The following is a 24,867-nucleotide window of genomic DNA, read 5'->3' on the forward strand; positions in this document are numbered from 1 at the left end:
CTCCGGCGGCCGGGGGGCATGATGCCCCCCGGACCCCCCCGATGGGGTTTAAATAGAGCGAGAGGAGAACGGATATGTTTCAAGGAAAAGCGCACAAGGTCGGAGCGCATATCGATACGGACGCCATCATTCCGGCCCGGTTCCTGGTCACCACCGACGTGGCCGAACTCGGGGCCAACTGCATGGAGGGCCTGGAGCCCGGCTGGATCAAGCGGGTGAAAAAGGGCGACATCATGGTCGCCGGCGAGAACTTCGGCTGCGGCTCCTCGCGCGAGCACGCCCCGGTGGCCCTCCTTGGCGCCGGCATCCCCGTGGTCATCGCCCACAGCTTCGCCCGCATCTTCTACCGCAACGGCTTCAACATGGGCCTGGTGCTGCTGGAGATCGGCGACGACGTGAGCAAGATCAGCGACGGTGACGAACTGACCGTCGACGCCGACACCGGCCTGATCGAAAACCGGACCACCGGCCAGAAAATCCAGTGCAAGCCCGTGCCGCCCTTCATGAAAGGCATCCTCGACGCCGGCGGCCTCATCCCCTACGTCAAGGACCGCCTGGCCGCGCGCGTTTAGTTAAAATGAGGAAGAGAATGCCTCCGGCGGCCAGGAGGGGCCAGTGGCCCCTCCTGGACCACCCCTCAAGGGGGATTGGATGCTGATGGGCATTGCACAACCAACTTTACCCTTACCCCCCCTTTCCAGGGGGTCCGGGGGGGATGATCCCCCCCGGTGGGGTCCAGGGGCAACGCCCCTGGCCGCCGGAGGCGCATATGCGTTATACTATCTGTGTGATGCCGGGTGACGGCATTGGGCCGGAGATCGTGGCCGAGGCCATGAAGGTGCTGGAGACGGTCGGCGGCAAGTACGGCCTGGAGTTCGCCTTTACCGAGGCGCTCATTGGCGGCGCGGCCATCGACGCCACGGGTGGCCCCCTGCCCGAGGCGACCGTCGCCGCCTGCCGGGCGGCCGATGCCGTGCTTTTGGGCGCGGTCGGCGGCCCCAAATGGGACACCATCGATCCGGCCATCCGCCCGGAAAAGGGCCTGCTCGGCATCCGCAAGGCCTTGGGGCTTTTCGCCAACCTGCGCCCGGCCAGGCTCTTTCCCGAGCTTGCCGCCGCCTGCTGCCTGCGCCCGGACATCGTCGGCAAGGGCCTCGACGTCATGGTCGTGCGGGAACTCACCGGCGGCGCCTACTTCGGCGAGCCGCGCGGCATCGAGGAGCGCGGCGGCGAGAAGGTGGGCTTCAACACCATGGTCTATGCCGAGCACGAAGTGGCCCGCATCGCCAAGGTCGGCTTCGAGACGGCCCGCAAGCGCCGGGGCAAGCTGTGTTCCGTGGACAAGGCCAACGTGCTGGACGTCTCGCGCCTGTGGCGGGCAGTCGTCCTGGAAGTGGCCAAGGACTACCCCGACGTGGAGCTGTCCCACATGTACGTGGACAACGCCGCCATGCAACTCGTGCGCGACCCGTCCCAGTTCGACGTCATCGTGACCGAAAACCTCTTCGGCGACATCCTCTCCGACGAGGCGGCCGTGATCACCGGCTCCATCGGCATGCTGCCCTCGGCGTCGCTCGGCGCGGCCAACCCGGGCCTGTACGAGCCCATCCACGGCTCGGCCCCGGACATCGCCGGCCAGGACAAGGCCAATCCTCTGGCCACCATCCTGTCCCTGGCCATGATGCTCAAGCATTCGTTTAATGAAACCAAGGCGGCCGAGGCCATCGAGGCGGCCTGCGCCACGGTCCTGGCCGAGGGCTACCGCACCGGCGACATCATGGAGCCGGGTAAGACCCTGGTCGGCTGCAAGGCCATGGGCGAGCTGGTCGTGGCCCGGTTGGGGTAACAACCCTTTGATATCATGGGGCCCGGAAGGGGCCGGTACCGACGGCCGGTATTTGCCGGCCGTGGGGACTGGTTTTCCGGGCCTTTTTTGCGTATGGAGGCCCCGCCGGGTGATGCCCGGCAGGTATGCCCTTCGGCGGCCGCCGCGCCGCGCCCATGGAAGTTATGGCCAAAGTCAGTCTGCAAAATCTCTCCAAGTCCTATGGCGGCCGCGATCTCTTCAAGGATTTCTCCCTGGAGATTCCCGGCGGCACGCGCCTGGCCGTGGTCGGCCAGAACGGCGCGGGCAAATCGACACTGCTCAAACTCGTTGCCGGCGTGTCCGAACCCGACGGCGGCAAGGTGACGCTCTCCACCGGCGCCCGCCTGGGCTATGTCGCCCAGGACATGGACGAGGCCGACCTGGGCATGACGCTGCTCGCCTGGGTCATGGCCGCGCTGCCGTCGTGGAAGGAGTTCTGGGCCCGCTACGACGCGGCCGTGGCCGCGGGCGACAAGGCGGCCATGGAGGCCCTGGCCCACGAGCAGGCCAGCCTGGAGCATGCGCTCGGCTACAACCCCGAGCACCGGGCCAAGACCATCCTTTCGGGGCTCGGGTTCGAGGACAAGCACCAGGGGGCGCCCATCGCTGCCCTGTCCGGCGGCTGGCGGGAGCGGGCCAAACTGGCCCGGGTGCTCACGGCCGGGGCCGACGTGCTGCTTCTCGACGAGCCCACCAACCACCTGGACCTCGACGCCGTGGCCTGGCTCGAATCGTTTCTGTGCAATTTCGCCGGGGTGCTGGTGTTCGTCGCCCACGACCGCGTCTTTCTCGACCGCGTGGCCACCCACACCCTGTTCATGGGCGACGTCAAACCCATCTGGCGGCCCGGCTCGTTCACGCAATTCCTCGCCTGGCGCGAGGAGATGGAAAAGCAGTGGGAGCGCCAAGCCGCGGCCATCGACAACAAGATCAAGCAGCACAACGCCTTTGCCGACCGCTTCCGCTACAAGGCCACCAAGGCCCGCCAGGCCCAGAGCAAGCTCAAAAACGTGGACAAGCTCGAAAAGGAGATGGCGGCGCTCAAAAGCGAGCGGCCCGACGTGCGGCCCAAAACGCTCCATTTTTCGCTACCCGAGCCCGAGCGCTCGGACAAGACCGTGGCCGCCGCCGCCGACCTGACCTACGTCTATCCAGACCGCAAGCCCCTGTGGCCGCCCCTGACCTTCCAGCTCTTTCGCGGCCAGAAGGTCGCCCTGGTCGGGCACAACGGCGCGGGCAAGACCACGCTTTTAAAGCTCGTGGTCGGCTCGCTGAGGCCCGCCTCGGGCCGGCTGCTGCTCGGCACCGGGGTCAAGCTCGGCTATTTCAGCCAGCACCAGACGGAAATCCTCCAGTCCGAGGCCCTGGTCATGTCCGAGATGAAGCGCATGGCCGGGCCCAAGGCCACGCACCTGGAAGTCTGCTCCATCCTGGGCCTGTTTCTTCTGGGCGAGGAATACTGGGAGCGCCGGGTGTCGGAGCTCTCCGGCGGCGAGAAGTCGCGCCTGGTGCTGGCCGGGCTGTTTTCGGCCCGGGCCAATTTCCTGGTCCTGGACGAGCCCACCAACCACCTGGACCTGGAAAGCCGCGAGGCCCTGGTGCGGGCGCTGTCGGACTACAGCGGCACCATCCTGATGGTCGCCCACGACCGGTACCTGCTGCGCGAAGCCGCCGGCGAGGTCTGGGCCGTGGGCGAGGACGGCATCACCGTCCACGACGAGGGTTTCGCCGCCTACGAGGCGGCCCAGGCCGTCCAGGCCGCCCGGGAGGCCGAGGCCGGCCGCCCGGAAGAGGGGGCCTCGGGCGCACCCAAGCTCTCGCGCCAGGAAGACAAGGATCGCAAGCGCCGGCTGGCCGAACAGCGCAACGCACTCTACCGCGACATCAAACCCAAACGCGAAGCCTTTGAAAAGCTGGAGGCCAAGCTCGAAGCGCTGCTGGCCCGCCAGTCCGAAGTGGAGGCCGTCATGGCCGAGCCGGACACCTACGCTCAAAAGGAGCTGTTTTCCACGCTCGGCAAGGAATACGGCGCCCTTGGCCACGAGGCCGAGGAGTTGCTTGCCCACATGGCGGTGCTGGAAGAGGAAATCGCCGACCTGGAGGCCCGCCGGGCCGCCTTACTGGAAGCATCATGAAGTGTTCGCCGAAGATCGTGCATGTGGTCGCCGCCATCATCTGGCGGGACGGAAAGTACCTGGGCGTCAAACGCCCCGAAGGCAAGCCCATGGCCGGGCAGTATGAGTTCCCGGGCGGCAAGGTGGAGCCCAACGAGTCCGTCCGGGCCGCCCTGGTGCGGGAACTGCGTGAAGAATTGGACATACTGCCCACGGCAATTGCCTTTTTCCGGGAAAAAGAGCATGCCTACGACCATATTTCCGTGCATCTGCATTTCTTTCACATCCGGGCCTTCGAGGGCGAGCCGTTGCCTCGCGAAGGCCAGGAGATGGAGTGGCTGACCCCGGCGGAAGGGGTCGCCAAGCCGTTTCTGGAAGCGGACCGGGAGATCGTGGCCCAGCTCGCCGTTTCCGGCGACGGCGTCGTGCAGTAGCGCCCTGTCGGCGGCGTATGCCGCTTCCTGTCGAGGGACCGTATTCCCCCTTTGAAAGTTTTTGGGGAAAGGGGGGGCCGGGGGGAAAACCCCTTTTTCCAAAAAGGGGTTTTCCCCCCGGTCTTCATCCCTCCCCGCCACCTCTGCCAAGGAGACCGCGTGCGTATCAGGGAGCTGATCGAGGCCCGGCGGCCGTTCGTTTCGCTGGAGTTTTTCCCGCCCAAGGAGCGGACGGCCTGGGAGGGGTTTTTCGCGGTCGTGGAGCGGCTTAAGGCCGTGCGGCCGCTTTTCGTGTCCGTGACCTACGGGGCCGGCGGCAGCACCCATGCCCACACCCTGGAGATCGTCTCGCGCCTGAAAACCGCCTACGGCCTGGAGCCCATGGCCCATCTGACCTGCGTCGGGGCGAGCAGGGAGAAGATTCGCGGCTTCCTGCAGGGCCTGCGCGAGGCCGGCGTGGACAACGTCCTGGCCCTGCGCGGCGACCCGCCCCGGGGGCAGGAACATTTCGTTCCCGACTCCGACGATTTCCAGCACGCCACCGACCTGGTGGCCTTCATCCGCCAGGAATTCCCGGCGCTCGGCGTGGCCGTGGCCGGCTATCCGGAATGCCACCCCGAAGCGGTTTCGCCCGGGGCCGACCTGGACTACCTGTGCCGCAAGGTGGCGCTCGGCGGCGAGGTGGTGGTCACGCAGCTTTTTTTCGACAACGACTGTTATTTCGCCTTTGTGGACAAGGCCCGGGCGGCCGGCATCACCGCGCCCATCGTGCCGGGCGTGCTGCCGGTCATGAGCCTGGCCAGCATCAAGCGCCTGGTGGGGCTTTGCGGGGCGAGCCTGCCCCCGGCCTTTCTGGCCGAGTTGGAAGCGGCGGACGCGGCCGGCGGCCCGGCGGCCGTGGCCAAGGTCGGCATCGCCCAGGCCACGCGCCAGGCCAAGGACCTCCTCGCCCGGGGCGCGCCCGGCGTGCACCTCTACACGCTCAACAAGGCCGAGGCGGTCATGTCCATCATCGCCGCGCTCGATCTGTAATATGATAATTTCATTCGATAAATAGCTGGCTTTTCCGAAGGGATTCGCATACACGAGGGTTTCCGTGACTTTCCCTTACGGGAGGTCCAGGAGGGGGTGAGTCCCCCTCCTGGCCGCCGGAGGCGTCTTAACCACATTGGAGGATCGTATGGGCAGGGGCGAATGGGTTGTGGCCGTGGCCGGGGCCACGGGAGCCGTGGGACGGGAGATGCTCAAGACTCTGGAACAGCGCGCCTTTCCGGCCGTGACCGTCAAGGCCTTGGCCTCGTCGCGCTCGGCGGGCACCACCGTGCCCTTCGCCGGGGGCGAGCTCACCGTCGAGGAGATGACCGAGAAATCCTTCGAGGGCGTGGACATCGCGCTCTTCTCCGCCGGCGGCGCCACCTCGAAAAAATTCGCGCCCTTTGCCGTCCAATCCGGTTGCGTGGTCATCGACAACTCCAGCGCCTGGCGCATGGACCCCGAGGTGCCGCTGGTGGTGCCCGAGGTCAATCCCGACGACGTGGACTGGCACAAGGGCATCATCGCCAATCCCAACTGCTCGACCATCCAGATGGTGGTGGCGCTCAAGCCCCTGCATGACGCGGCCACGATCAAGCGCGTGATCGTGTCCACCTACCAGGCCGTCTCCGGCACCGGCCAGAAGGCCATCGCCGAGCTGGAAAAGCAGGTGCGCCAGCTGTTCAACATGCAGGACCCCGAGGCGGCGGTCTACCCCTACCAGATCGCGTTCAACTGCCTGCCCCAGATCGACGTGTTCACCGACGGTGACTACACCTTCGAAGAGATCAAGATGATCAAGGAAACGAACAAGATCATGGGCGACGATTCGATCAAGGTGACGGCCACCACCGTGCGGGTGCCGGTTTTTTACGGCCACAGCGAATCGGTCAACATCGAGACGGAGAAAAAGCTCACGGCCAAGGACGCCCGGGTGATCCTGTCCCAGGCGCCGGGCGTGACCGTCTACGACAACCCGTCCGAGAAGATCTATCCCATGCCCATCCACGCCGCCGGCGAGGACGACGTGTTCGTGGGTCGCATCCGCGAGGACAATACCATCGACAACGGGCTCAACCTGTGGATCGTGTCCGACAACATCCGCAAGGGCGCGGCCCTAAACGCCGTGCAGATCGCCGAGCTCTTGATCGCCCGCGACAAGGTGGGCGTGCCGGCCTAGACCGCCCGTTTGACCCGACCGGAAAAATCGTGAATGGGGGAGGCGTCCTAGGCAAGGACGTTTCCCCCACTGTTTTTGGAAGGAGTTCCCCCATGCCCGAGATCGTCGACGCCGCGGCCTACATCGCCCGGCTCCTGGCCGCCCCGCGCCCCGGCGGCGAAAACGTATTGGCCTACTACGAGCACCGCCTGGGCCTGATCGGCACGGACCCGCGGCTTCTGCTCATCCCCCTGGACGACCACCTGGTCCACCGGGGCGACGGCGTCTTCGAGAGCCTCAAGTTCGTGGCCGGCCGGCTTTACCAGGTGGCGGCCCATTTCGAGCGCATGGCCCGCTCGGCCGAGGCCATCTACCTTTCCCCGCCCTGTCCCTGGGACGAGGTGGCGCGGCTGACCCTGGCCGTCTGCCGGGCCGGCGGCACGGACACGGGCATGGTGCGGGTCATCGTCGGGCGCGGCCCGGGCGGCTTCGGCATCGACCCGGCCGAATGCCCGACCCCGAGCCTGACCATCGTGGCCTACCGGTTCCATCCCCGGCCGGCGGCGGCTTTCGAGCGGGGCGTGACCGCCTTTCGCACGTCCATCCCGGCCAAGCAGAACTACCTGGCCCGCATCAAGTCCATCGACTACCTGCCCAACGTCCTCATGCGCCGCGAGGCCACCGAGCGCGGCGAGGACTATCCGGTCTGCTACGACGACAAGGGCTTCCTGGCCGAGGGGGCCACGGAGAACATCTGCCTGGTGGACGGGCGGGGCCGCTTCATCGTGCCGGAGCTCAACAATGCCCTGCGCGGCACCACGCTCATGCGGGCCGTGGAGCTGCTCGGGGACGACATCGAGGTGGTCTTCGCCCCGGTGCGCGAGGAGGCCATCGCCGAGGGCAGGGAGATGATGATCCTCGGCACCACCAACGATTGCCTGAGCATCGTGCGCTACAACGGCGCCCCGGTCGGCGACGGCAAACCCGGCCCGGTCTCGCGCCGGATCAAGGAACGCCTCGTGGCCGACATCGCGGCCACGGGGGTGGCGATATAAAAGAAGAGGATAAGCAAGAGGAAGATGCCTCCGGCGGCCAGGAGGGGCACTGCCCCTCCTGGACCTCCCGAAAGGGGGGGATAGGGGCCGGGGAGGCTGATGTTACGACAGTCCGTGTTATAAAAGGGCCGGCGTTCCCGGGGGAGCGCCGGCCCTTTGGCGTCGGGGGGGGCGGCTACATGCCGGTCAAGTCCCACAGGGGCAGGCCGGTGGCCGGGTCGTGGCTGCGGTGCAGGCGGGGACCCTCGATGGGGGTGATGCAGGCCTCGCCGGCAAAAAGGACGCAGCCGGGCAGGGCGTGGCCGCCGGTGACGGTGAAATCGCGGGTCAGCAGCGTCAGGTGCAGGTGGACGCAGGGCTGGCCGTCCTTTAAGGAGACGTTGCCCAGGCCCGAGAGGATTTCCGTGCCCTCCGCCAGGGTCCTGGTGACGTACTCCCGGGTGTCCTGGGGGTAGTAGCCGAGGACGGCCCGGGACAGGGCCCCGATCAGGCTGACCTGGCCCTTGGTGACGTTGTGCTCCAGGCAGACGCCGACCAGGGCGGCAAGCAGGTCCTCGCCCTGGGGCAGGCGCACGAGCAGCGAGTCGTTCATTCGAAGCTCCCTTTCTTCCAGAATTCGGCGCGCTTTTTGAGGGTCTCCTCGAGCCTGGCCAGTTCGCGCCGGTCGGCGTCGGACTTGGCGGCGGCCTTGGCCTTTTCCAGTTGGAATTTCACCTGGCGGGGGTTGTTGTCGTAGATGGCGGCATAGGTCAGGTTCAGGTAGGCGTGAAAGACGTCGCCGGCCTGGCCGAGGACCTGGCCGTAGGTGGCGCGAATTTCGGAGTTTTCCGGCACGCGCAGCTTGACCTGCTCCAGGTAGGCCACGGCCGCCTTGTAGTTGCCTTCCTGGGCCAGCATCCGGCCGTATTCGTAATTGGAGTCGATGTCGTTGGGATTGGCCCGAAGCGCCGCCTCGAGCAGGGACTTGGCCCGGGCGAAGTCGCGGATTTTGAGGTAGAAGCGCCCGGATTCGCGCAGCACCAGCGGATCGTTGCCGCCGCAGGCCAGCGCCGCCTCGAAGGCCGGTTTGGCCTTGCCCACGTCCTCCAGGGAGCGCGACAGGGCGATGGCCAGGCCCAGCTTGTCCAGGCAGGTGGCCTTGTCGCCGATCTTCTGGAAATAGGACACGGCGTTTTTCGGGTCGGTGTAGCGGGCCCGCACCAGCATCTGCGCCCGCTTGAAGGCGGCGTCGTTGTCCTTTCTGTTCTGGATGTCGGCAGGCAGCTTGCCCACCCGGTCCTTGAGGTAGCTCATGCGCTCCTCCAGGCCGGGGTGGGTGGACAGGTAGGTGGGGATGTCCCCGGCGCCCTGCATCCACTTGAGTTTGCGCATGGTCTCGAAGGCCTCGACCAGGCCCCGGGGCGGGTAGCCGGCTTTGACCAGGTAGTTCATGCCCACCTGGTCGGCCTCGCGTTCGTCGTCGCGGGAGTACTTGAGGTAGGCCTGCGCCGTGGCCGCCTGGGAGCCGATGGCCAGGGCGGCGCCGAGGTCGCGGTTGCCGGTGGTCTGGCCCAGCACCACACCGGCCAACACGCCGACGAGCTGTCCGATGGACAGGGCCTGGATCTCGCCCATGCGCTTGGCGATGTGGCGTTGGCTGACGTGGGCCAGTTCGTGGGCCAAAACGCCGGCCATCTCGGATTCGTGCTCCATGTGGAGCATGAGCCCCGTGAAGACGAAGACGTAGCCGGCCGGGCCGGCGAAGGCGTTGACGGCGTTGTTGTTGACGATGGCCACGTTGAAGGGGAACGGCTGGGGCGGCATGGCCCGTACCAGCTTGTCCACCACGCCCGTGACGTAGTCGTTTATTTCCGTGTCCTCGATCAGCGGCATGCGCGCCCGGATGAGCGCGTTGAACTTCTCGCCGAGTTCGCGTTCGTCCTTGAGGTCGAAGGAGAAAAAGCCGGCCTGGGCCACGGGCGTGGCCAGCACGGCGGTGAGGAAAAAGACGCAGGCGGCGAGCGCCGCCGCCGTCCGTCGGACGAAGCCTCGGGGGGAGCGGAAGCGGTTGGCAAACATTTTCAAAGTATACGCCGAACCGTTTGGGAAGAAAAGGGAGGGGGAGGTCCTTTCGCCGCTTGTAATGGAGCGTCCATGTGGCGGACAGAAGCGGTATGCGGGGCGCCCGGCCCGTCGGTCAACTGGCGGCTTCGCGCCGCAGCCGGGTCAGGAGGATGTCGAGGGCGTTGGCGAAAGCCTCGCGGTCGCGGTTGGAAAGGGGCGGCGGGCCGCCGGTGACCACGCCCGCGCCGCGCAGTTCGTCGAGGAGGTTGCGCATGGCCAGCCGGCCCTGGATGTTGTCCTCGGTGTAGTGTTCGCCCCGGGGGTTGAGGGCCTGGGCGCCCTTGGCGATGACCTGGGCGGCCAGGGGGATGTCGGCCGTGATCACCAGGTCGCCGGGCGCGACGCGCTCCACGATGGCCGCGTCCGCCACGTCGAAGCCGCGGGCCACCCGCACGGCGTCGATCAGGGGCGAGGGCGGCACGGCCAGGGCCTTGTTGGCCACCAGGGTCAGCCGCAGGCCAAGGCGCACGGCGGCGCGGAACAGGATTTCCTTGATGGGGTTGGGCAGGGCGTCGGCGTCGGCGTAGATGTGCATGGGCGATCCTCGGCGGCCGGCCGGGCAGGCGGCGCCCGGTCCACGAGTGCGGGCACGGCTCCGGGTGCGGGCACGGCTCCGGGTGCGGGCACGGCTCCGTGTGCGGGCACAGCCCGATGTGTAGCCACGGCCCGGTGTGCGGGCAAGGCCCGGTACGCGGCCACGGCCCCGATCGCGGCCACGGCCCCCCGGCGGCGAGCGCGCGGGGCGGTCGCCGCCGGGGGCCGTGACAAGGGCGGCCGGGCCGGGCCGTGGGCGCGGGGGCCGACCGGGCTAGCGGTTCATGAGGTCGAGGAACTCGCGGTTGGTCTTGGTGCCGCGCATCTTGTCCAGGAGGAATTCCATGGAATCGATGGGGCTCATGGGGGCAAGAAGCTTGCGCAGGATCCAGACGCGGTTGAGCACGTCGGTTTCGAGCAGCAGCTCTTCCTTGCGGGTGCCGGACCGGTTGATGTCGATGGCCGGGAAGACGCGCTTTTCGGCCAGGTGGCGGTCCAGGTAGATTTCCATGTTGCCGGTGCCCTTGAACTCCTCGAAAATGACTTCGTCCATGCGGGAACCGGTGTCGATGAGGGCCGTGGCGATGATGGTCAGCGAGCCGCCGCCCTCGATGTTGCGGGCGGCGCCGAAAAAGCGCTTGGGCCGCTGCAGGGCGTTGGCGTCCAGGCCGCCGGAGAGCACGCGCCCGGAAGACGGGGTCACGGCGTTGTAGGCCCGGCCCAGGCGGGTGATGCTGTCGAGCAGGATGACCACGTCGATCTTGCGCTCGACCAGCCGCTTGGCCTTCTCGATGACCATCTCGGCCACCTGCACGTGGCGCTGGGGCGGCTCGTCGAAGGTGGAGGAAACCACCTCGGCCTTGACCGTGCGCTCCATGTCCGTGACTTCCTCGGGCCGCTCGTCGATGAGCAGGACGATGAGGAAGACGTCGGGCCGGTTGGCGTTAATCGAGTTGGCGATGGTCTGCAGCAGCATGGTCTTGCCGGTGCGGGGCGGGGCGACGATGATGCCGCGCTGGCCGTGACCGATGGGGGTGAGGAGGTCGATGACCCGGGAGGAGTAGTTTTCGGCGCCGTTTTCCATGACGTAGCGCTTGTCCGGGTACAGCGGCGTCAGGTTGTCGAAAAGCACCAGGTTGCGCGAGGCCTCGGGCGGGGCGAAGCCGATCTCGCCCACGCGCAGCAGGGCGAAATAGCGCTCGCCTTCCTTGGGCGGCCGAATCTGGCCCGAGACCACGTCGCCCTTGCGCAGGCCGAAGCGGCGGATCTGGGAGGGCGAAACGTAGATGTCGTCCGGGCCCGGCATGTAGCTGTACATGGGCGAGCGCAGAAAGCCGAAACCGTCGGGCAGGATCTCCAGCACGCCCTCGCCGAAGATGGCGCCGTTTTGCGAGGCGCAGCTTTGCAGCAGGGCGAAGATGAGCTCCTGCTTGCGCATGCCGTTGGGGTTTTCGACGTTATACTGGACGGCCAGGTCCATCAGTTCGGGCATGCTCTTGAGCTTGAGCTCGGAGAGGTTCATGGAGGTCTCCATGATGCCCGGTTTGATGGTGGAAGGTTGCAGGATGTCGTCGCTTTCGATGGGATCGGAAAGCACTGGCGGGGGTGGGGACTGGGGTGGACGTCCGCGGCGTTTGGGTGCGTTGCTCACAGGAATAGCCCGGCGCCGAATAGCGCAGTATTGGTGTGCAAGATAAAACCCGATGCAGCGTGGATTCAGTATGGCCGCTCTCGGAGGGAACGGCGTATACTCGCTTTGTTACGGGGACCTAAGGTAGTGGGGGACAGACCGGTTACGGCCTGGAACGATCCATATACTTTTTCCGGGGACTGTCAAGCCCGCGTCGGCCCGGAGGGGGCGGCCGGCGGCCGGTCATTCCTCGACCTTGGGGGCCAGGACGTCGGCGAAGATCTCGCCTATGACGTCCTTGATGTCCTGCTGCTCCTGGCCAAGGGCCAGGGCCAGCTCCAGGGTGAGCAGGCTGGTGGCCTGTTCCAGGAGCCGGCGCTCGCCGAAGGACAGTTCCTTGTTCTGGCCAATAAGCAGCAGTTCCTTGAGCACGTAGGCCACGTCGGCCAGGTCGCCGCTTTTGAGCTTCTCGGAATATTCGCGGTAGCGGCGGTTCCAGTTCTGGCCGGTGTAGCCGGTGAAGTCGGAGCGGTCTTTCAGGGACTCGATGATTTCCCGGCCGCGCTCGGCCGTGCACAGGGGGCGCAGGCCCACATTGGCGGCGTTTTTGACCGGCACCATCAGCGTGACATTGTTGCTTAAAATGCGCACGATGAAAAAGTCGGCCGAGGCACCGCCGATGACCTGGGTCTCTATGCGTTCGACCCTGCCCACACCCTGGGCCGGATATACGACGAGTTGGTCCTCGGAAAACACGGTCGACTCCTTGCCGGAAACACACCTGCCGCAAGAGCGCGACTGTCATCTACGAGCCAAACTAGCGCACTTGGCGCCCTGTGTCCACGCCTTCCGGCGGTTGGCCGGCGCGGGAGGGCCGGGAAGGGCGGAAACGGCGGGGTCAGGCCGTGGCGTCGAAGCCGCCGGCCTTGCGCATGGCCACGTCCAGGCCGTCCTCGAAGTAGGTCAGGACCAGGTCCACGGCCGCCGGCACGACCTTGCGCACCACGGCCATCTCCTCGCCCCGGAAGGGTTCGAGCACGTAGCCGGCCACGTCGCGGCCGGGTTCGGGCCGGCCGATGCCCAGGCGCAGCCGGGCGAAATCCGGGCTGCCCAGGTCCTGGGTCAGGGACTTGAGGCCGTTGTGGCCGGCGTTGCCGCCGCCGCGCTTGGCCCGCATGCGGCCCAGGGGCAAATCGAGTTCGTCGTGGATGACCAGGACGTCGGCCGGCGTCAGGTCGTAGAAATCCATGACCGCCCGGACGGCCCGGCCGCTTACGTTCATGAAGGTCAGCGGCTTGACGCACACGAACTGGGCAAAGGCCCCGCCGGGCAGCACCGGCAGGGAGATGGTGGCCGCCTCCAGGTCCTTTCGTCCGGTCAGCGCGGCCTTGGGCGCGCCGCCCAGTTCCCGGGCCCGCTCGATGAGCGCGTCCACGGCCAGGAAGCCGAAGTTGTGGCGGGTTGTCGCGTAGCGCGGGCCAGGGTTGCCCAGCCCGGCGATGAGGGCGCGTACGGCCATGGGGATTGTCGCCTTTCGGGTTGACGCCACGGAAAAAGCGGCGGGGCGCGTCGTCCGCGCCCCGCCGCACATGGTCGCGAAAAGGGCCGGTCCGCGCCCTAGGCGGGCGTCTCGGCGGTCTCGGCCTCGGGCAGGATGATGGCCAGGATGGCGAAGTTGTCGTCGTAGACGGCGGTCACGCCCTCGGGCAGGACCAGGTCGGCCACCTGCACGCTCTCGTTGATGTCGAGGTTGGTGATGTCGATGACCACCTTGTCCGGGATGGACAGGGGCAGGGAGGACACCTCGATGGACTCGCGGTGCAGGTCCAGGGCGCCGCCCTTGACTTGCCCCTTGGCCTTGCCGACCACTTCCACCGGGATGTGGACGCGGATGGGCTTTTCCAGGTCCACGCCGTAGAAGTCCACGTGGGTGATGCGCGACTTGGTCGGGTGGTATTCGAGCTTCCAGACCAGGGCCGGCTTGTTTCCTTGGCTGGCCTCGCCATCGATGTTGAGGTGGAAGACGTGGGCGGAGGAGGTCTTGGCGAAGAGCTTCTGCAGGGGCAGGTGCTCGACCATGACCGGAATGTTGGTGCCGGCGGCGTCGTAGTAGATGCCCGGGACCATGTCCTTGGCGCGCAGCTTTCTGTTGGCCCCCTTGCCGAGCCCGGTGCGGGTCGTAACGGCCAGGGATTGCATCTCTTTCATAGCGTGTATCTCCTTTGCGCCCGGGGGCGAACCATGATTTCCGGTCAGGCGAGGCGTGACGGCTTACGTGAAAAGCACGCTCACCGAGGACTCGGTGTGGATGTTGTGGATGGCCTTGGCCAAAAGCCCGGCGATGGACAGGATCTTGATCTTCGAGCAGGCCTTGGCTTTGTCGTTTAAGGGGATCGTGTTGGTGGTCACGATCTGGGAAAAGGGCGAGGCTTCCAGGCGCTCGATGGCCGGGCCGGACAGGACCGGGTGGGTGGCGGCGGCCATGACCTCGCGGGCGCCGTTTTCCAGCAGCACGGTGCCGGCCTGGCAGATGGTGCCGGCGGTGTCGATCATGTCGTCGAGGACCACGCACAGCTTGTCCTTGACGTCGCCGATGACGTGCATGGCCTGGGCCTGGTTGGGGGCGTCGCGGCGCTTGTCGATGATGGCGAGCGTGGCGCCCAGGCGTTTGGCAAAGGCCCGGGCCCGCTCCACGCCGCCGGCGTCGGGCGAGACCACGCACAGGTTCTGGCCCTGGAATTCCTTGAAATACTCGGCCATGATCGGGGCGGAAAAGAGGTTGTCCACGGGCAGGTTGAAAAAGCCCTGGATCTGGCCGGCGTGGAGGTCGATGGTCAGCAGGCGGTTCATGCCGGCAACGGTCAGGAAATCGGCCACGAGCTTGGCGGAAATGGGGGCCCGGGGGGCGACCTTGCGGTCCTGGCGGGCGTAGCCGTAGTAGGGGACCACGGCCGTGACGCGCTGGGCGCTGGCGCGCTTTAAGGCGTCCAGCATCAGGCTCAGCTCCATCAGGTTGAAATTGACCGGATAGGAGGTGGACTGGACCACGAAGATGTCGGAGCCGCGGACGTTGGCCCCGATCTCGACGCGGATCTCGCCGTCGCTGAAGGTGCCGACCTTGGCCGGAAGCAGCGTGCAGCCCAGGTGGTCGCAGATGGCCGCGGCCAGGACGGGGTTGGACGTACCGGTGAGGATTTTCAAATCGCCTTGCGCCATGACGGCCCTCGGAAGTCGTTGGCCGCCGGTCGCGCCGGACGGCGAGTCCGCCGTAGCGGACGGGAATTTCGGAAAAATGGCTGGGGCGGTAGGACTCGAACCCACGAATGCGGGGACCAAAACCCCGTGCCTTACCAACTTGGCGACACCCCAGCAGCCGATCCGCCCGAAGGCGGCACCTCGCGCCCGCCCGGCCGGGCCTGCCCGGCCTACAGCGAGGCGAGAAATACGCGCGGCCCGTTGCCCGACAACTGCGCCACGGCCACAACGGCCGCGTGGCGCGTGCGGAACAGCCCGAATACCGCAGAACCCGTTCCGGAAAGCAACGCGCCCGCCGCCCCGAAAGCCAGCAGGCGCTCCTTGGCCCGCCCGATTTCGGGATGGGCGGCGAAAACGACCGGTTCGAAGTCGTTTCGCAAGGGCGCTCCGGTCACGCAAAAGGACCTTTTATTGGCGTCAAATGCGCTTGTCAAGCACCGAGCCCCGGGTTTGACGGGGAAAGTTCGGGCCGTGTCCAGGGCGGCGTAGGCCCAGGCCGTGTTGACCCGGCAGGCGGGGCAGACCACGACGACATGCCAGCCGGAAAGCCCCGGGTCGCAGGGCGCGAGGCACTCGCCCACGCCCGTGGCCAGGGCCGGCCGGCCGAGCAGGAAAAAGGGTACGTCGGCGCCCAGCCGAAGGGCCAGGCGGGCCAGGTCGTCGTCATCGAGGGTCACGTCGCCGGCCCGTTCGTTGAGGTAGCCGAGCATGGCGGCCGCGTCGGCCGAGCCGCCGCCAAGGCCCGCGCCGTAGGGGATGCGCTTTTTGAGCATCACCTCCAGGCGCGGGGCGAAGCCCGTGGCCGCGGCAAAGGCGCGGTAGGCCCGGGCCACCAGGTTGTCGTCGGTTTCCAGGTCCGGGTCGGAGCACATGAAATCGAGGGCGCCCGGGCCGTCGAAGCGACGCACGGAAAAGACGTCGGCCGGCTCGGGCAGGGGGAAAAACAGCGTTTCGATGTCGTGGTAGCCATCGGCGCGGCGCGGCCCCACGGCAAGGTGCAAGTTGACCTTGCAGGGAACGGGCAGGACGGTTTCCTCGACGCAAAGCGGCAACAGGCCCATGGCGCGCCTTTACGGCCCGGCCGGCGACGCGCGGGGCATCGCCGGCCGGGGATCGGATTATTTCGAATCGCCAAGCGGCACGGTGCGGAAGACGGTCTGGCGCTGGCGCTTGATCTGCAGCATCACCACGCCCTTGTCCTTGCCGTCCTCGGCCACCACCTTCTTGAAGTCCTCGGGGCTGTTGACCGCCCGCTGGTTGACCTCGAGCACGACGTCGCCGGGCCGCACGTCGGCCTGTTCGGCCTCGGAGCCGTCTTCCACTTCCGTTACCAGGACACCGCGGGCCTTGTCCATGCCGAGGGCCTTGGCCTCCTTGGCGGTGACGGCGCGCAGGGTCAGCCCGATGCTCTTGCCCTGGGATTCGGCCGGGGCGGCGTTCTCGTCGCCTTCCTCGTTCATGCCGCCCTGCTGGGCGAGCTTTTTGGCGTCACGTTCGCCGAGGGTCACGGAGACGGTGACCGGCGCGCCCTTGCGCACCAGGGTCATTTCCGTGGACTGGCCGGGTTTGAGCCCAGCGATGCGGCGCAGCAGTTCGTTGGTGTTCTCGACCTTGTCGCCGGCCACGCTGGTGATGACGTCGCCGGTCTTGATGCCGGCCTTGGCCGCGGGCTGGCCGTCGAGGACGGAGGTGACCAGCGCGCCCTTGGTGTTGTCCATGCCGAGCGCCTTGGCGGTGTTCTCGTCGATGTCCTGGATGGTGACGCCGATCCAGCCGCGCTTGACAGACTTGCCTTCGCGCAGTTGGGCGATGACGTCCCTGGCCATGTTGGAGGGGATGGCGAAGCCGATGCCCTGGCCCGAGGCCACGATGGCGGTATTGATGCCCACGACCTTGCCTTCGAGGTCAATCAGCGGGCCGCCGGAGTTGCCGGGGTTGATGGAGGCATCGGTCTGGATGAAGTTGTCGAAGGGGCCGGCGCCGATGATGCGGCCCTTGGCGCTGACGATGCCCAGGGTGACGGTGTTTTCCAGGCCGAAGGGGTTGCCGATGGCCAGCACCCATTCGCCGACCTTGATCTTGCCGGAGTCGCCGAGTTCCAGGAAGGGCAGGTTGGACTTGCCGTCGATCTTCAGCAGGGCCAGGTCGGTTTCCGGGTCGCGGCCGACGATCTTGGCGGCCAGCGGCTTTTCGTTGTTCTTGAACTGGACCTTGACCTCGTCGGCGTTGTCGATGACGTGGTTGTTGGTGACGATGTAGCCATCGGCGGAGATGACGAAGCCCGAGCCCATGGAGCGCTGCTTATGGGGCTTGCCGCCGCCTTTGCCTTGGGGGCCGAAGAATTTTTCGAACTGGTCGAAGAAGTCGTCCATGGGGCCGCCGCGGCGGTTGTGGAACTGCTCGAAGAGGTCGCGCATGCCTTCCTGGGCCTTGGCGGTCTTGGTGGTGGAGATGTTGACGACGGCGGGGCCGTCCTTGTCGACGAGTTCGGTGATGTCCGGCAGGGGAATGCGGGCAGCGGCCAGGGAAGTCCAGGCCAGGACCATGAGGGTGGCGGTCAGTGGGGCGAGGAAGCGTTTTTGCATGATGATCTCCTGCGTTGGGGCCGGCGGCTCGTTTGTGGGGAGCCGGTCGGGCGTCGTCGGTGTTGCCGGGTGGGCCGGCGGTTTGGAGGTTTCGACGATAGTGCCTGTATACGCGATTGGCCTCGGGTGTAAACGCGGTGCCTGACCACGACGTCTTGGTGGCACCTTGCCCGCGAGGCGCGGCTTGTGGTTGCCGCCTCCGTCCTGCCATTTTCTTGACAAGGTTCGGATGGGCAAATAGTAAAGATTGTTTGTGGCGCGTCAATCGAGGCTTTTCGTGGTGGCGCGCCGACCGACAGGATTGGGTTTCGAAAAATCCTCTTAAAAATGAGGTGGTTGTTTTCTCAGGGAAATGAGAAACGCCCGTAACTATAAAAGAAGTATGAACATCGTTTCATACGAACCCGTGCTCCCGTAGCTCAGTAGGATAGAGCGATCGCCTCCTAAGCGATAGGCCGTGCGTTCGAATCGCGCCGGGAGCACCAAGATTTCAAGGGGTTGGACTGATGGGGTCCAGCCCCTTTTGCTTTTTGTAAAATCCTCTCCCCATTCTCTCCCCACTTTCTAAAAGGCAGGAGTCAGGCGAGGCTTAAATATCTAGCGTCAAAGCGGCAGCCAGGATGCATCGGCCACCTCGGTGAAGGTAGGGTGAGGTCGTCGAAGCACGGCAGCTTTTTTTGGTGACCCCGGTCTTCATCTCCTGACTTTGTCACAACCAAGGCAAACAAGATTTTTCAACCTCACACATCGGAAAGGCGGCCGACGTGGAGAATATCTCCGCGCGTACATCGAGTATGCCAGTGATAATTTCGGACCCGAGGGGGCAGGGTTGTGCCCTTTCGCGGCTATTCAGTATTCTTCCGGGCTTATCCAGCGAGGGTGGACTTCGTCTCATGAATACCCAGTTTTTGGAGTTCGAAGAACTCATGGTCGCAAAAGCTGTAGGTCCGGCGCTTCATCACCCTGACATTGTTGCTAATCCATTTCTCGCGGCTCAGTGATTGACGAGTCCATGGCTAGTGAATTACTTATATTTATCAGGCCGGTACGAAAATGGGTATCTCTCATTAACTAGGGGAATAAATGAGCCTTCCTGATCCCTCGCCTCAGCGCATGAGCATGGACGACGCTATCGAGCGGATCATCCATGCCTTCAAGCACGAGCGCGTTTCCGTCGTGCTCGGCCCCATGTTTTCCTCGGGCAATGGCTTTCAACCCCTCGTCGAGTTTCTCTGGGATATTCTTAGCCAAGGGGATCGCAGTAAATCTTTAGGCAAGCAGCTCGAAGGATGGTGCGAGCAAGGCGCCTTCGACCGCCTGGCCCAAGGCTGCATCAACGTACTCGCCAAGAAAGGCGGGTCTTTTTTTCAAAAAATGCAGAGCGAGTACGGTCGGCCGATAGTCTCTGGCCCCCTCTACACACTTGCGCAACTCCTGCCCTTTGCCTCGCTCGTGAACATGAACTTCGACGGCGTGCTTGCGGCCAGTTGCGAGCATAAGACCTCTTTACTCCCGCTCTCCGCCGAGCGTGAGCAGGCACTGGAGGCGTTACGTGAGAACGCGCCGCGCATCGTCTACCCCCTGGGGAGCGTGAAGGCGGAAGAAAGCCTGATACTTCCCTTTACTGCGTTTCGTGACCGGAAAGACGATCAGGCACCGTACTTCGAAGCGTTGTTCGCCGAGACGCGCGTGCTCCTGCTCGGGTTCCCGACCAGAGATTTCACCTTGGACTGGCTTCATGAGTTCAGCCCTATCTCGGAAGAGGGAAAGCGCCCGTGGCTGGTGGGCATGGTGCCTTCCGAGGAGGAGACAAGCAGCTAATCTTTTTCCAGTGGATCGTGAAAGCGACGCCCGTGCCACGCATCCAGGTCCGAAAGGATCATATCCACGGTTGCCAGTTTGCCATCCTCAGCCTGCAACTCGAACGGGCCATAGAGGTCGCCATGGGTAGATGCTGCGAGGTAGGATTCGCGTATTTTTTCCGCTTCCTCAGGGTGGGAATTGGCGGACTTCCCTTGAGCGGTTAAAATGCGATGGATATTGCTCTCGGTCCACTGCCGACGGACTTCGGCAGCCTCATTGGCAACGGCAGCCCTGGCTCGGACTTTAAGCTCTGCAAGCCGGGTTCTTTCCTCGTTGGTCAAGTCTGGCAAAGCGACTCGGGTGTCCAGGGCCGGAGTATCGTCATTAACGACCAGGGGGGTAGGGCGGCGCTGTATCAATCCTTCTGCGCAAGCGGCCCCAGCGGAGAAGCAAAGCCGGTGCGGTTGCCAGACAGACGAATCTATGAGGCACCGCTCAAGTATCTGTCCGCTCTTGCTGACAAGACAATAACCATGTCCAGCCAACCATAGCCGATCAACGAGTGCCTTCCCGGCCCTGGGGATATCTCGGGCATCTTGGACAAAGACATATCCATGGTGCCCGCCTTCGCCTTTCAAGCACCTGTCTGTCTTCGAGTCGAAGATAAACGATGAACTGCTGTGCGCGAAGACCGCTGGGGTTTCGGCGAATATCGGGCAGGCTCTCGACAGGGCAAATCGAAAACCGTCCATGTTTGTCTGGTTCGCGCCAGGGCGAGGATCAGGGTCGTTATCCAGTAACCAGATGCCGGGGCCATCAGGCCAATCGAAGCGGTCTGCCGTCCGGGTCAGCGCCATGGAGCTTGGCGATGCGTTGCGGCTGTAAATGGCTTGTTTCTCGTTGCCAGCGTTGCCGAACGCAAGAGCTTCAGAGCATTTGATTGTGCCAATAAGGTCCACCATGGAAGACGGGCAGCTGATTTGGTGCGGGATATACATGCCCTCGACCAACTGGCCTCCAGGGCTTTTTAATAGCGCACCATCTTCATCTCTATAGAATCGCTTTGATAACCTGCTTGGCGTTGTCGCGCGAATGATGGACATGAAAAATGTACTATTCATTTTTCATACCCCCGCGCATGTCCCTCTTGCTCCCGCGCTTGCGAAGCTTTTTGATGGGCAGGCTGTTCAAAAAGGCGACTAAGGCGGCTCTGGGGTATGCGACCTTGCCGGCGACCATGACAGCTGCGGGGCCACGTCCTTCCGAGTCAAGGTTCTGCATGGTTTTCCGACTGAAGGGCAAGCCGTACCGCAGCGACAGTTCCGTCCACCGACTTCTGAAAACCAAGCCCAAGTCTTTGGGGAGAATGGCATCCCAGTCCAACGTAGGGTTTTCCATTTGAAAATCCTTCCGGTTGGGCTTCATGCGCGGCGGGGAACAAATAGACAAAGCTCCGCCACCACGCAGAAAGCGCAGTGACCGGAGCCTGGGAATTGTCGGTGGCTAGCGGCTGTGGATGCGTTTTCACCTAGGGCCCAATGCCTCCATCGGGTGCCTAGGCTATGCCACCAGGCTGGCTAGGTCGACTTTTGGTCCATCTCGCGGGCGCGGTCCCTCGGTAGCGGGGCCGCCGGCCTCACGGAAGATAGTCTTATAGGTGCAGCGAGGGATTGCAAGAAAAAAATTGAAGCAGGATGAAATCGTTGCTCACCGCCACAATGGGTACTGCCGCGGAAAAGTTAGGATGATATTTAAAACACTTGTACTGGGCCGGGAATCATTTTGTAGAATGTACGAAAATGAAAATTTGTTTTGTGAGATGGTGGAATTTGCTTTGGTCTTTGATGACCCATATAGATTGTCTGTAGGTATTTTTCGAAGCGATGCGTCCTATGAATCATAAAAATATATATTGTCTGTCCTGGCTGAAGGTTTTGGTGGATGAGGTGGAGCTGACCTGCCGGTCTTCTTCGGACCAAACAATGCTTGAGGGTGGCTCCTGGGTTTGAGTTGTTGCCGACCATCTGTGCAAAGGCCACCAGCGCATGGCGACGATGACCGCCAGAATCAGCACCAGATAGACGACGCGCAGAAGGTCGGATTGGTCCATGGTGATCCTGCGGGGCTACACTGCAAATAAGCGTGAGGGGTCGACCTTGAAGACCCTGGACAGGGGGCGCGGGCATATCGTCTTCCTGAGAGCCGGCGGCACGATGGTCACTCGCGGCCTAGGCCGGGAAAATGGCGTTATCTTTCTTCTCGTCGAAACCCGCACTGACTGCAAAAAACCTTGTCCCCTGCTTTCCAAGAGGGTTGACCGCAGGCTGGGCAACGCGGTCCATGCACGGCCCCACAATCTGGACACTTCAGCACGTGGGCATCTTGCGGCATGGTTAACCGTTGTCGCTTATCCGGTTCATGTCCGCAGGGGGGATGAGGCCAGCTTTCCTTTTGTTGTGCCGCATCAAGCCAAACTTGGAACCATTCAGCTTCGAGCATCAAGTACGACTTTTCCGCGCCGCATTGGTGGCACACGGCCACGCTCTGGCGGATGACATTCTCCGATCCGCAGATGCCACAGTAACCCCTGTCTCGCCGTTTGTCCTTGCAAGCTGTTTCGTGACGACCACGGCGAACCTTGCGGGTGTCGTGGCCATCTATTTCACAGGCTTCCCGCATGAGGTCGTGCTTTAGCTTGGAGTCCATAAGGCCCTCGTTGAAGGCTTTGGGGCCACATTCATCCCCAAACGCGCTCCTTGCCTCGGTCGCCGAAGAAGCCGGGATAGATCGGGGACGGCTCGACGCGCACCTGGACACGGTAGCCGAGGGCTTCAAGGGCCATCTCCAGATGGTCCCACTTGGAGTGGTGGTAGAGGTCCAGCAGGCGGCGCACGGATTTTGCGTCAGTGTGCAGCCGTGCGGCCATCTTGAGTTGCGAGACGCCTTGATCCTTCATGCCCTGGTAGACGGCCAGCTTGACCACGGCCATGGGCGGCAGTTCAATCATAGGTTGCCCCGGCGCTGGGTCGCTCGGGCTGGGGATGTCCTCGCCGTCGTCCATCATGGCGGAAAGCATGGTCACGGCAGCGTCAAGCGCCATGTCCAGCGCCTCGGCTTCGTCCTGGCCGAAAGTGACGGTCCCCGGGATGTCGGGCACTTCGGCAATGACGGTTCCGTTCTTATCCGGGGTCACCATCACGGGAAAGTGCAGCATATCAAAGCTCCTTGGGGTCAAAGACCCCATGGGGGTGCCTACCGCGCCAGGAAATCTAGGGTCACGCCCGCTTGTTTCAGCCCGGCAAGGGCACGGCAAAGGGCCTCCGTTTCGGCGTCGTTCTCCTCGGGCGCGGAGCGAACAGCTTTCAGCACATCATGAATGGCCACGGCCAACGCACGGGGGTCGCTTTCTTCCATGGCGGCGCGGAGATATTGAACCGCCTGTTCCGGGTCACTCAAAAGCTCTTTAAGCGTGTCATTGAAGTCACGGACGGGACTCATGTTTTTCCCTCCTGTAAGCCTGCCAAAGGTTGCGCGCCCTTTTGATGTCCTTGCCCTGGCTCGATTTGTTGCCGCCACAGAGCAGGACAATCATCGTCTGGCCATCCAACCCGAGGTAGACGCGATATCCCGGCCCGAAGTCAATACGCAGTTCATATAGGCCGCCATCAAGGGATTTGGCATCGCCCAGGCTCCCAGCCCGGACCGTGGCAAGGCGGGTTAAGACTTTGGCAACGGCCCTTTTGTCCTTAAGAGCCGCAAGCCACTCCCGGAAAGGCCAGCTCCCGCCCGGGGCTTGGTATTCGATGGTACGCCGGGTTTTCGCTTCCTGCATATCTACCTCGTGCCGTCGATAGCCAGAACCTTGCCCTTTGCCCTGGCCTTGTCCATACCCGCCTCCAGGGTCTTGACCGCCCGGCGCAGTTTGTCCGGGGAGAGGTGGGAATATCGTTCGGTCATCGCCAACGTGCCGTGGCCCATGAGTTCTTTGACCGAATACAGGTCCACGCTTTGCTCGACCAACCAGGAAGCGAAAGTGTGCCTCAAGGTGTGGAAAACGACTTTCTGGCGCGGATCGGTGACGCCGTTGTTGAAGCCGAGAGCGGCGACCACGCGGTTGAACGTCTCGGTAATCTGGACGATGCGCCCGCCATTGGCAGACAGGAAGACCAGATCGTTGTGGCCTCGGCGTTCCATGGCCCCGATCATCGCCGCCACGGCCTCGGTCATGTAGGCCGCCCGGGTTTTGCCGCTTTTGGTGTCGCGCAGGATGAGGACGCCGCGCTCCATGTCCACGTCGCCCCAGGTCAGGGAAAAGATTTCGCCGGCCCGCAGGCCGCAATGCAGGGCAAGCAGGGCCATGTCGTGGACGTTGGATTCCCGTTCGGCCAGGGCGGCAAGCAACCGGTCGGCTTCGTCATGCGTCAGGAAGCGCAGCCGACGGGCGTCGGCAGAGGGCTTTTTGACCAGGGATACCGGATTGTCGCCGGCATAGAGGCCATGGCGCTTGGCGAAGTTGAAGACTTGTCGCAGGGCGGCCAGGACGTGCCGAATCGTTTGGGCGGATCGTCCGGCCTCGGTCATGGTCTTCTTAATGCGCTCCAAATGGATTGGCTTGATGTCGCACAAGGGCTTGTTGGCCAGGGTAGGGGAGAGCCACAGGCGATAGGCGGCTTCCTCGGCGTAGGCGGTATGGGCGGCCTTGTTGGCTTGGGCAACAGGCAGATACTTTTCCCATGCCTGGGCGAGGGTTGTGTTCTCGCGCTCTTCGATGGCCCGGGCCTCGTTTTCGGCTTGGCGCTTGGCCTCGGCTTGTTTGCGTTTCTCGGCAAGGGAAGTTGCTCCCTCGCCCGTAGCCGCAGCCTTCTTCAGTTCGGCCAGCGTTTGGGCAGCCTTGGACGCCGTCCACCCCTCCGTTGCCCAGCCAAGGCCCTCTTCGCGGCGCTTCCCTTCGGCTTGGAATCGGATGGCAAAATAGCGGTCCTTTTGGATGCCGTGCTTGCGAGTGGCGTGTTCATAATACCGGACGCCGGGGAAATTTGTCTTGATCCATGCGACCGCCATGTCTGACCTCCCGGGCAATGTGGGGTGTGAGGTACAAAGTAAAATCGGTAGGCCAAATCCTCTCCCCATTCTCTCCCCACTTTTTGGCTGAAACGGGGTGAATGAGAGTGAAAGTCTATGAGCGGTGAATAGATCTTAATCCCTGGATAGTCAACGCTTTTAGGAATTATGTGAAGTTCAGTGAAGCCTCTGTTAATCGCCTCCTAAGCGATAGGCCATGGTCACGTCCGTCAAC

The 24,867-nt window shown here is 64.1% G+C and carries 25 protein-coding genes and 2 tRNA genes; 9 read left to right on the top strand and 18 right to left on the bottom strand.

Annotated features, from left to right (window positions below):
* The first annotated feature begins 74 nt into the window (after positions 1-74).
* From ACP59X_RS06910 to ACP59X_RS06940, 7 genes are all read left to right on the top strand, one after another.
* The gene (locus ACP59X_RS06910) at positions 75-572 is read left to right on the top strand and encodes a 3-isopropylmalate dehydratase small subunit (protein ID WP_428566844.1); all 498 of its coding nucleotides are present in this window, start codon (positions 75-77) and stop codon (positions 570-572) included.
* Between the two features lie 197 nt (positions 573-769).
* A complete protein-coding gene (gene leuB, locus ACP59X_RS06915; RefSeq protein WP_428566847.1) occupies positions 770-1,846 on the top strand; it encodes a 3-isopropylmalate dehydrogenase in 1,077 nt (358 codons plus the stop codon).
* Positions 1,847-2,010: 164 nt separating this feature from the next.
* Positions 2,011-4,002 (top strand): ABC-F family ATP-binding cassette domain-containing protein, encoded by a 1,992-nt coding sequence (locus ACP59X_RS06920; protein WP_428566850.1) that lies wholly within the window; start codon positions 2,011-2,013, stop codon positions 4,000-4,002.
* Positions 3,999-4,415 carry a (deoxy)nucleoside triphosphate pyrophosphohydrolase gene (locus ACP59X_RS06925; RefSeq protein ID WP_428566855.1) on the top strand — a complete coding sequence of 139 codons (417 nt, stop codon included), beginning with the start codon at positions 3,999-4,001 and terminating at the stop codon, positions 4,413-4,415. The genes ACP59X_RS06920 and ACP59X_RS06925 overlap by 4 nt, the downstream gene beginning before the upstream one ends.
* 159 nt (positions 4,416-4,574) lie before the next feature.
* Entirely contained in the window at positions 4,575-5,447 is an 873-nt protein-coding gene (gene metF / locus ACP59X_RS06930; protein WP_428566858.1) for a methylenetetrahydrofolate reductase [NAD(P)H], read from the top strand.
* A 148-nt stretch (positions 5,448-5,595) separates the two neighbouring features.
* Entirely contained in the window at positions 5,596-6,627 is a 1,032-nt protein-coding gene (locus ACP59X_RS06935) for an aspartate-semialdehyde dehydrogenase (RefSeq protein ID WP_428566863.1), read from the top strand.
* Between the two features lie 92 nt (positions 6,628-6,719).
* A complete protein-coding gene (locus ACP59X_RS06940; RefSeq protein ID WP_428566866.1) occupies positions 6,720-7,661 on the top strand; it encodes an aminotransferase class IV in 942 nt (313 codons plus the stop codon).
* A 175-nt stretch (positions 7,662-7,836) separates the two neighbouring features.
* Here ACP59X_RS06940 and ACP59X_RS06945 read toward each other — a convergent pair whose 3' ends face one another.
* From ACP59X_RS06945 to ACP59X_RS06995, 11 genes are all read right to left on the bottom strand, one after another.
* Positions 7,837-8,253 carry a PPC domain-containing DNA-binding protein gene (locus ACP59X_RS06945; RefSeq protein WP_428566869.1) on the bottom strand — a complete coding sequence of 139 codons (417 nt, stop codon included), beginning with the start codon at positions 8,251-8,253 and terminating at the stop codon, positions 7,837-7,839.
* Positions 8,250-9,719, bottom strand: a complete 1,470-nt coding sequence (locus ACP59X_RS06950; RefSeq protein ID WP_428569820.1) for a M48 family metalloprotease — start codon at positions 9,717-9,719, stop codon at positions 8,250-8,252. Before ACP59X_RS06950 ends, ACP59X_RS06945 begins: the two co-directional genes overlap by 4 nt.
* A gap of 118 nt (positions 9,720-9,837) precedes the next feature.
* Positions 9,838-10,299 carry a YaiI/YqxD family protein gene (locus ACP59X_RS06955; RefSeq protein ID WP_428566872.1) on the bottom strand — a complete coding sequence of 154 codons (462 nt, stop codon included), beginning with the start codon at positions 10,297-10,299 and terminating at the stop codon, positions 9,838-9,840.
* A gap of 273 nt (positions 10,300-10,572) precedes the next feature.
* Positions 10,573-11,820, bottom strand: coding sequence for a transcription termination factor Rho (rho, locus tag ACP59X_RS06960; protein ID WP_029460871.1), 1,248 nt, complete (start codon positions 11,818-11,820; stop codon positions 10,573-10,575).
* A gap of 351 nt (positions 11,821-12,171) precedes the next feature.
* Positions 12,172-12,684 carry a CarD family transcriptional regulator gene (locus ACP59X_RS06965; protein ID WP_428566875.1) on the bottom strand — a complete coding sequence of 171 codons (513 nt, stop codon included), beginning with the start codon at positions 12,682-12,684 and terminating at the stop codon, positions 12,172-12,174.
* A 142-nt stretch (positions 12,685-12,826) separates the two neighbouring features.
* On the bottom strand, positions 12,827-13,447 hold the full coding sequence (gene pth / locus ACP59X_RS06970; RefSeq protein ID WP_428566880.1) for an aminoacyl-tRNA hydrolase: 621 nt from the start codon (positions 13,445-13,447) through the stop codon (positions 12,827-12,829).
* A 98-nt stretch (positions 13,448-13,545) separates the two neighbouring features.
* Positions 13,546-14,136, bottom strand: coding sequence for a 50S ribosomal protein L25/general stress protein Ctc (locus ACP59X_RS06975; RefSeq protein WP_428566883.1), 591 nt, complete (start codon positions 14,134-14,136; stop codon positions 13,546-13,548).
* A gap of 63 nt (positions 14,137-14,199) precedes the next feature.
* Positions 14,200-15,144, bottom strand: coding sequence for a ribose-phosphate diphosphokinase (locus ACP59X_RS06980; protein WP_428566886.1), 945 nt, complete (start codon positions 15,142-15,144; stop codon positions 14,200-14,202).
* 77 nt (positions 15,145-15,221) lie between these two features.
* Positions 15,222-15,297, bottom strand: a tRNA-Gln gene (locus ACP59X_RS06985).
* A gap of 56 nt (positions 15,298-15,353) precedes the next feature.
* Positions 15,354-16,244: a 4-(cytidine 5'-diphospho)-2-C-methyl-D-erythritol kinase gene (gene ispE, locus ACP59X_RS06990; protein ID WP_428566889.1), complete on the bottom strand. Its 891-nt coding sequence runs from the start codon at positions 16,242-16,244 to the stop codon at positions 15,354-15,356.
* A 57-nt stretch (positions 16,245-16,301) separates the two neighbouring features.
* Complete coding sequence (locus ACP59X_RS06995) at positions 16,302-17,768, bottom strand: DegQ family serine endoprotease (RefSeq protein WP_428566892.1); 1,467 nt, start codon at positions 17,766-17,768, stop codon at positions 16,302-16,304.
* Positions 17,769-18,176: 408 nt separating this feature from the next.
* Between ACP59X_RS06995 and ACP59X_RS07000 the strand changes: the two genes are divergently transcribed.
* Positions 18,177-18,253 (top strand) — tRNA-Arg (locus ACP59X_RS07000).
* A 634-nt stretch (positions 18,254-18,887) separates the two neighbouring features.
* Positions 18,888-19,589 (top strand): SIR2 family protein, encoded by a 702-nt coding sequence (locus tag ACP59X_RS07005; protein ID WP_428566895.1) that lies wholly within the window; start codon positions 18,888-18,890, stop codon positions 19,587-19,589.
* On the opposite strand, the gene ACP59X_RS07010 is transcribed toward ACP59X_RS07005, so the two are convergent.
* From ACP59X_RS07010 to ACP59X_RS07040, 7 genes are all read right to left on the bottom strand, one after another.
* Positions 19,586-20,692 (bottom strand): hypothetical protein, encoded by a 1,107-nt coding sequence (locus tag ACP59X_RS07010; protein WP_428566898.1) that lies wholly within the window; start codon positions 20,690-20,692, stop codon positions 19,586-19,588. The genes ACP59X_RS07005 and ACP59X_RS07010 overlap by 4 nt on opposite strands.
* A complete protein-coding gene (locus ACP59X_RS07015; protein WP_428566901.1) occupies positions 20,685-20,969 on the bottom strand; it encodes a hypothetical protein in 285 nt (94 codons plus the stop codon). The genes ACP59X_RS07010 and ACP59X_RS07015 overlap by 8 nt, the downstream gene beginning before the upstream one ends.
* Before the next feature lie 499 nt (positions 20,970-21,468).
* Positions 21,469-21,681 carry a hypothetical protein gene (locus ACP59X_RS07020; protein ID WP_428566904.1) on the bottom strand — a complete coding sequence of 71 codons (213 nt, stop codon included), beginning with the start codon at positions 21,679-21,681 and terminating at the stop codon, positions 21,469-21,471.
* A gap of 627 nt (positions 21,682-22,308) precedes the next feature.
* On the bottom strand, positions 22,309-22,785 hold the full coding sequence (locus tag ACP59X_RS07025; RefSeq protein ID WP_428566909.1) for a type II toxin-antitoxin system HicB family antitoxin: 477 nt from the start codon (positions 22,783-22,785) through the stop codon (positions 22,309-22,311).
* Between the two features lie 38 nt (positions 22,786-22,823).
* On the bottom strand, positions 22,824-23,069 hold the full coding sequence (locus tag ACP59X_RS07030) for a hypothetical protein (protein ID WP_428566912.1): 246 nt from the start codon (positions 23,067-23,069) through the stop codon (positions 22,824-22,826).
* Complete coding sequence (locus ACP59X_RS07035; RefSeq protein WP_428566915.1) at positions 23,053-23,403, bottom strand: type II toxin-antitoxin system RelE/ParE family toxin; 351 nt, start codon at positions 23,401-23,403, stop codon at positions 23,053-23,055. The genes ACP59X_RS07030 and ACP59X_RS07035 overlap by 17 nt, the downstream gene beginning before the upstream one ends.
* Before the next feature lie 2 nt (positions 23,404-23,405).
* Positions 23,406-24,701, bottom strand: coding sequence for a tyrosine-type recombinase/integrase (locus ACP59X_RS07040; protein WP_428566918.1), 1,296 nt, complete (start codon positions 24,699-24,701; stop codon positions 23,406-23,408).
* Positions 24,702-24,867: the final 166 nt, after the last annotated feature.

The sequence above is a fragment of the Solidesulfovibrio sp. DCME genome, from assembly GCF_049995385.1.
Classification (GTDB): Bacteria; Desulfobacterota; Desulfovibrionia; order Desulfovibrionales; family Desulfovibrionaceae; genus Solidesulfovibrio.

What these genes read in the sequence shown, in the direction of transcription:
- ACP59X_RS06945 (WP_428566869.1), bottom strand. Translation starts at nt 8,253, where the DNA reads ATGAACGACTCGCTGCTCGTGCGCCTGCCCCAGGGCGAGGACCTGCTT.
- ACP59X_RS07030 (WP_428566912.1), bottom strand. Translation starts at nt 23,069, where the DNA reads ATGAGTCCCGTCCGTGACTTCAATGACACGCTTAAAGAGCTTTTGAGT.
- pth (WP_428566880.1), bottom strand. Translation starts at nt 13,447, where the DNA reads ATGGCCGTACGCGCCCTCATCGCCGGGCTGGGCAACCCTGGCCCGCGC.
- ispE (WP_428566889.1), bottom strand. Translation starts at nt 16,244, where the DNA reads ATGGGCCTGTTGCCGCTTTGCGTCGAGGAAACCGTCCTGCCCGTTCCC.
- ACP59X_RS07005 (WP_428566895.1), top strand. Translation starts at nt 18,888, where the DNA reads ATGGACGACGCTATCGAGCGGATCATCCATGCCTTCAAGCACGAGCGC.
- ACP59X_RS06975 (WP_428566883.1), bottom strand. Translation starts at nt 14,136, where the DNA reads ATGAAAGAGATGCAATCCCTGGCCGTTACGACCCGCACCGGGCTCGGC.
- ACP59X_RS07015 (WP_428566901.1), bottom strand. Translation starts at nt 20,969, where the DNA reads ATGGAAAACCCTACGTTGGACTGGGATGCCATTCTCCCCAAAGACTTG.
- ACP59X_RS06980 (WP_428566886.1), bottom strand. Translation starts at nt 15,144, where the DNA reads ATGGCGCAAGGCGATTTGAAAATCCTCACCGGTACGTCCAACCCCGTC.
- ACP59X_RS07020 (WP_428566904.1), bottom strand. Translation starts at nt 21,681, where the DNA reads ATGGACCAATCCGACCTTCTGCGCGTCGTCTATCTGGTGCTGATTCTG.
- ACP59X_RS06935 (WP_428566863.1), top strand. Translation starts at nt 5,596, where the DNA reads ATGGGCAGGGGCGAATGGGTTGTGGCCGTGGCCGGGGCCACGGGAGCC.
- ACP59X_RS07025 (WP_428566909.1), bottom strand. Translation starts at nt 22,785, where the DNA reads ATGCTGCACTTTCCCGTGATGGTGACCCCGGATAAGAACGGAACCGTC.
- ACP59X_RS06940 (WP_428566866.1), top strand. Translation starts at nt 6,720, where the DNA reads ATGCCCGAGATCGTCGACGCCGCGGCCTACATCGCCCGGCTCCTGGCC.
- ACP59X_RS06950 (WP_428569820.1), bottom strand. Translation starts at nt 9,719, where the DNA reads ATGTTTGCCAACCGCTTCCGCTCCCCCCGAGGCTTCGTCCGACGGACG.
- ACP59X_RS06925 (WP_428566855.1), top strand. Translation starts at nt 3,999, where the DNA reads ATGAAGTGTTCGCCGAAGATCGTGCATGTGGTCGCCGCCATCATCTGG.
- ACP59X_RS06920 (WP_428566850.1), top strand. Translation starts at nt 2,011, where the DNA reads ATGGCCAAAGTCAGTCTGCAAAATCTCTCCAAGTCCTATGGCGGCCGC.
- rho (WP_029460871.1), bottom strand. Translation starts at nt 11,820, where the DNA reads ATGAACCTCTCCGAGCTCAAGCTCAAGAGCATGCCCGAACTGATGGAC.
- ACP59X_RS07010 (WP_428566898.1), bottom strand. Translation starts at nt 20,692, where the DNA reads ATGAATAGTACATTTTTCATGTCCATCATTCGCGCGACAACGCCAAGC.
- ACP59X_RS06910 (WP_428566844.1), top strand. Translation starts at nt 75, where the DNA reads ATGTTTCAAGGAAAAGCGCACAAGGTCGGAGCGCATATCGATACGGAC.
- ACP59X_RS06995 (WP_428566892.1), bottom strand. Translation starts at nt 17,768, where the DNA reads ATGCAAAAACGCTTCCTCGCCCCACTGACCGCCACCCTCATGGTCCTG.
- ACP59X_RS06955 (WP_428566872.1), bottom strand. Translation starts at nt 10,299, where the DNA reads ATGCACATCTACGCCGACGCCGACGCCCTGCCCAACCCCATCAAGGAA.
- ACP59X_RS07040 (WP_428566918.1), bottom strand. Translation starts at nt 24,701, where the DNA reads ATGGGGAGAGGATTTGGCCTACCGATTTTACTTTGTACCTCACACCCC.
- leuB (WP_428566847.1), top strand. Translation starts at nt 770, where the DNA reads ATGCGTTATACTATCTGTGTGATGCCGGGTGACGGCATTGGGCCGGAG.
- ACP59X_RS07035 (WP_428566915.1), bottom strand. Translation starts at nt 23,403, where the DNA reads ATGCAGGAAGCGAAAACCCGGCGTACCATCGAATACCAAGCCCCGGGC.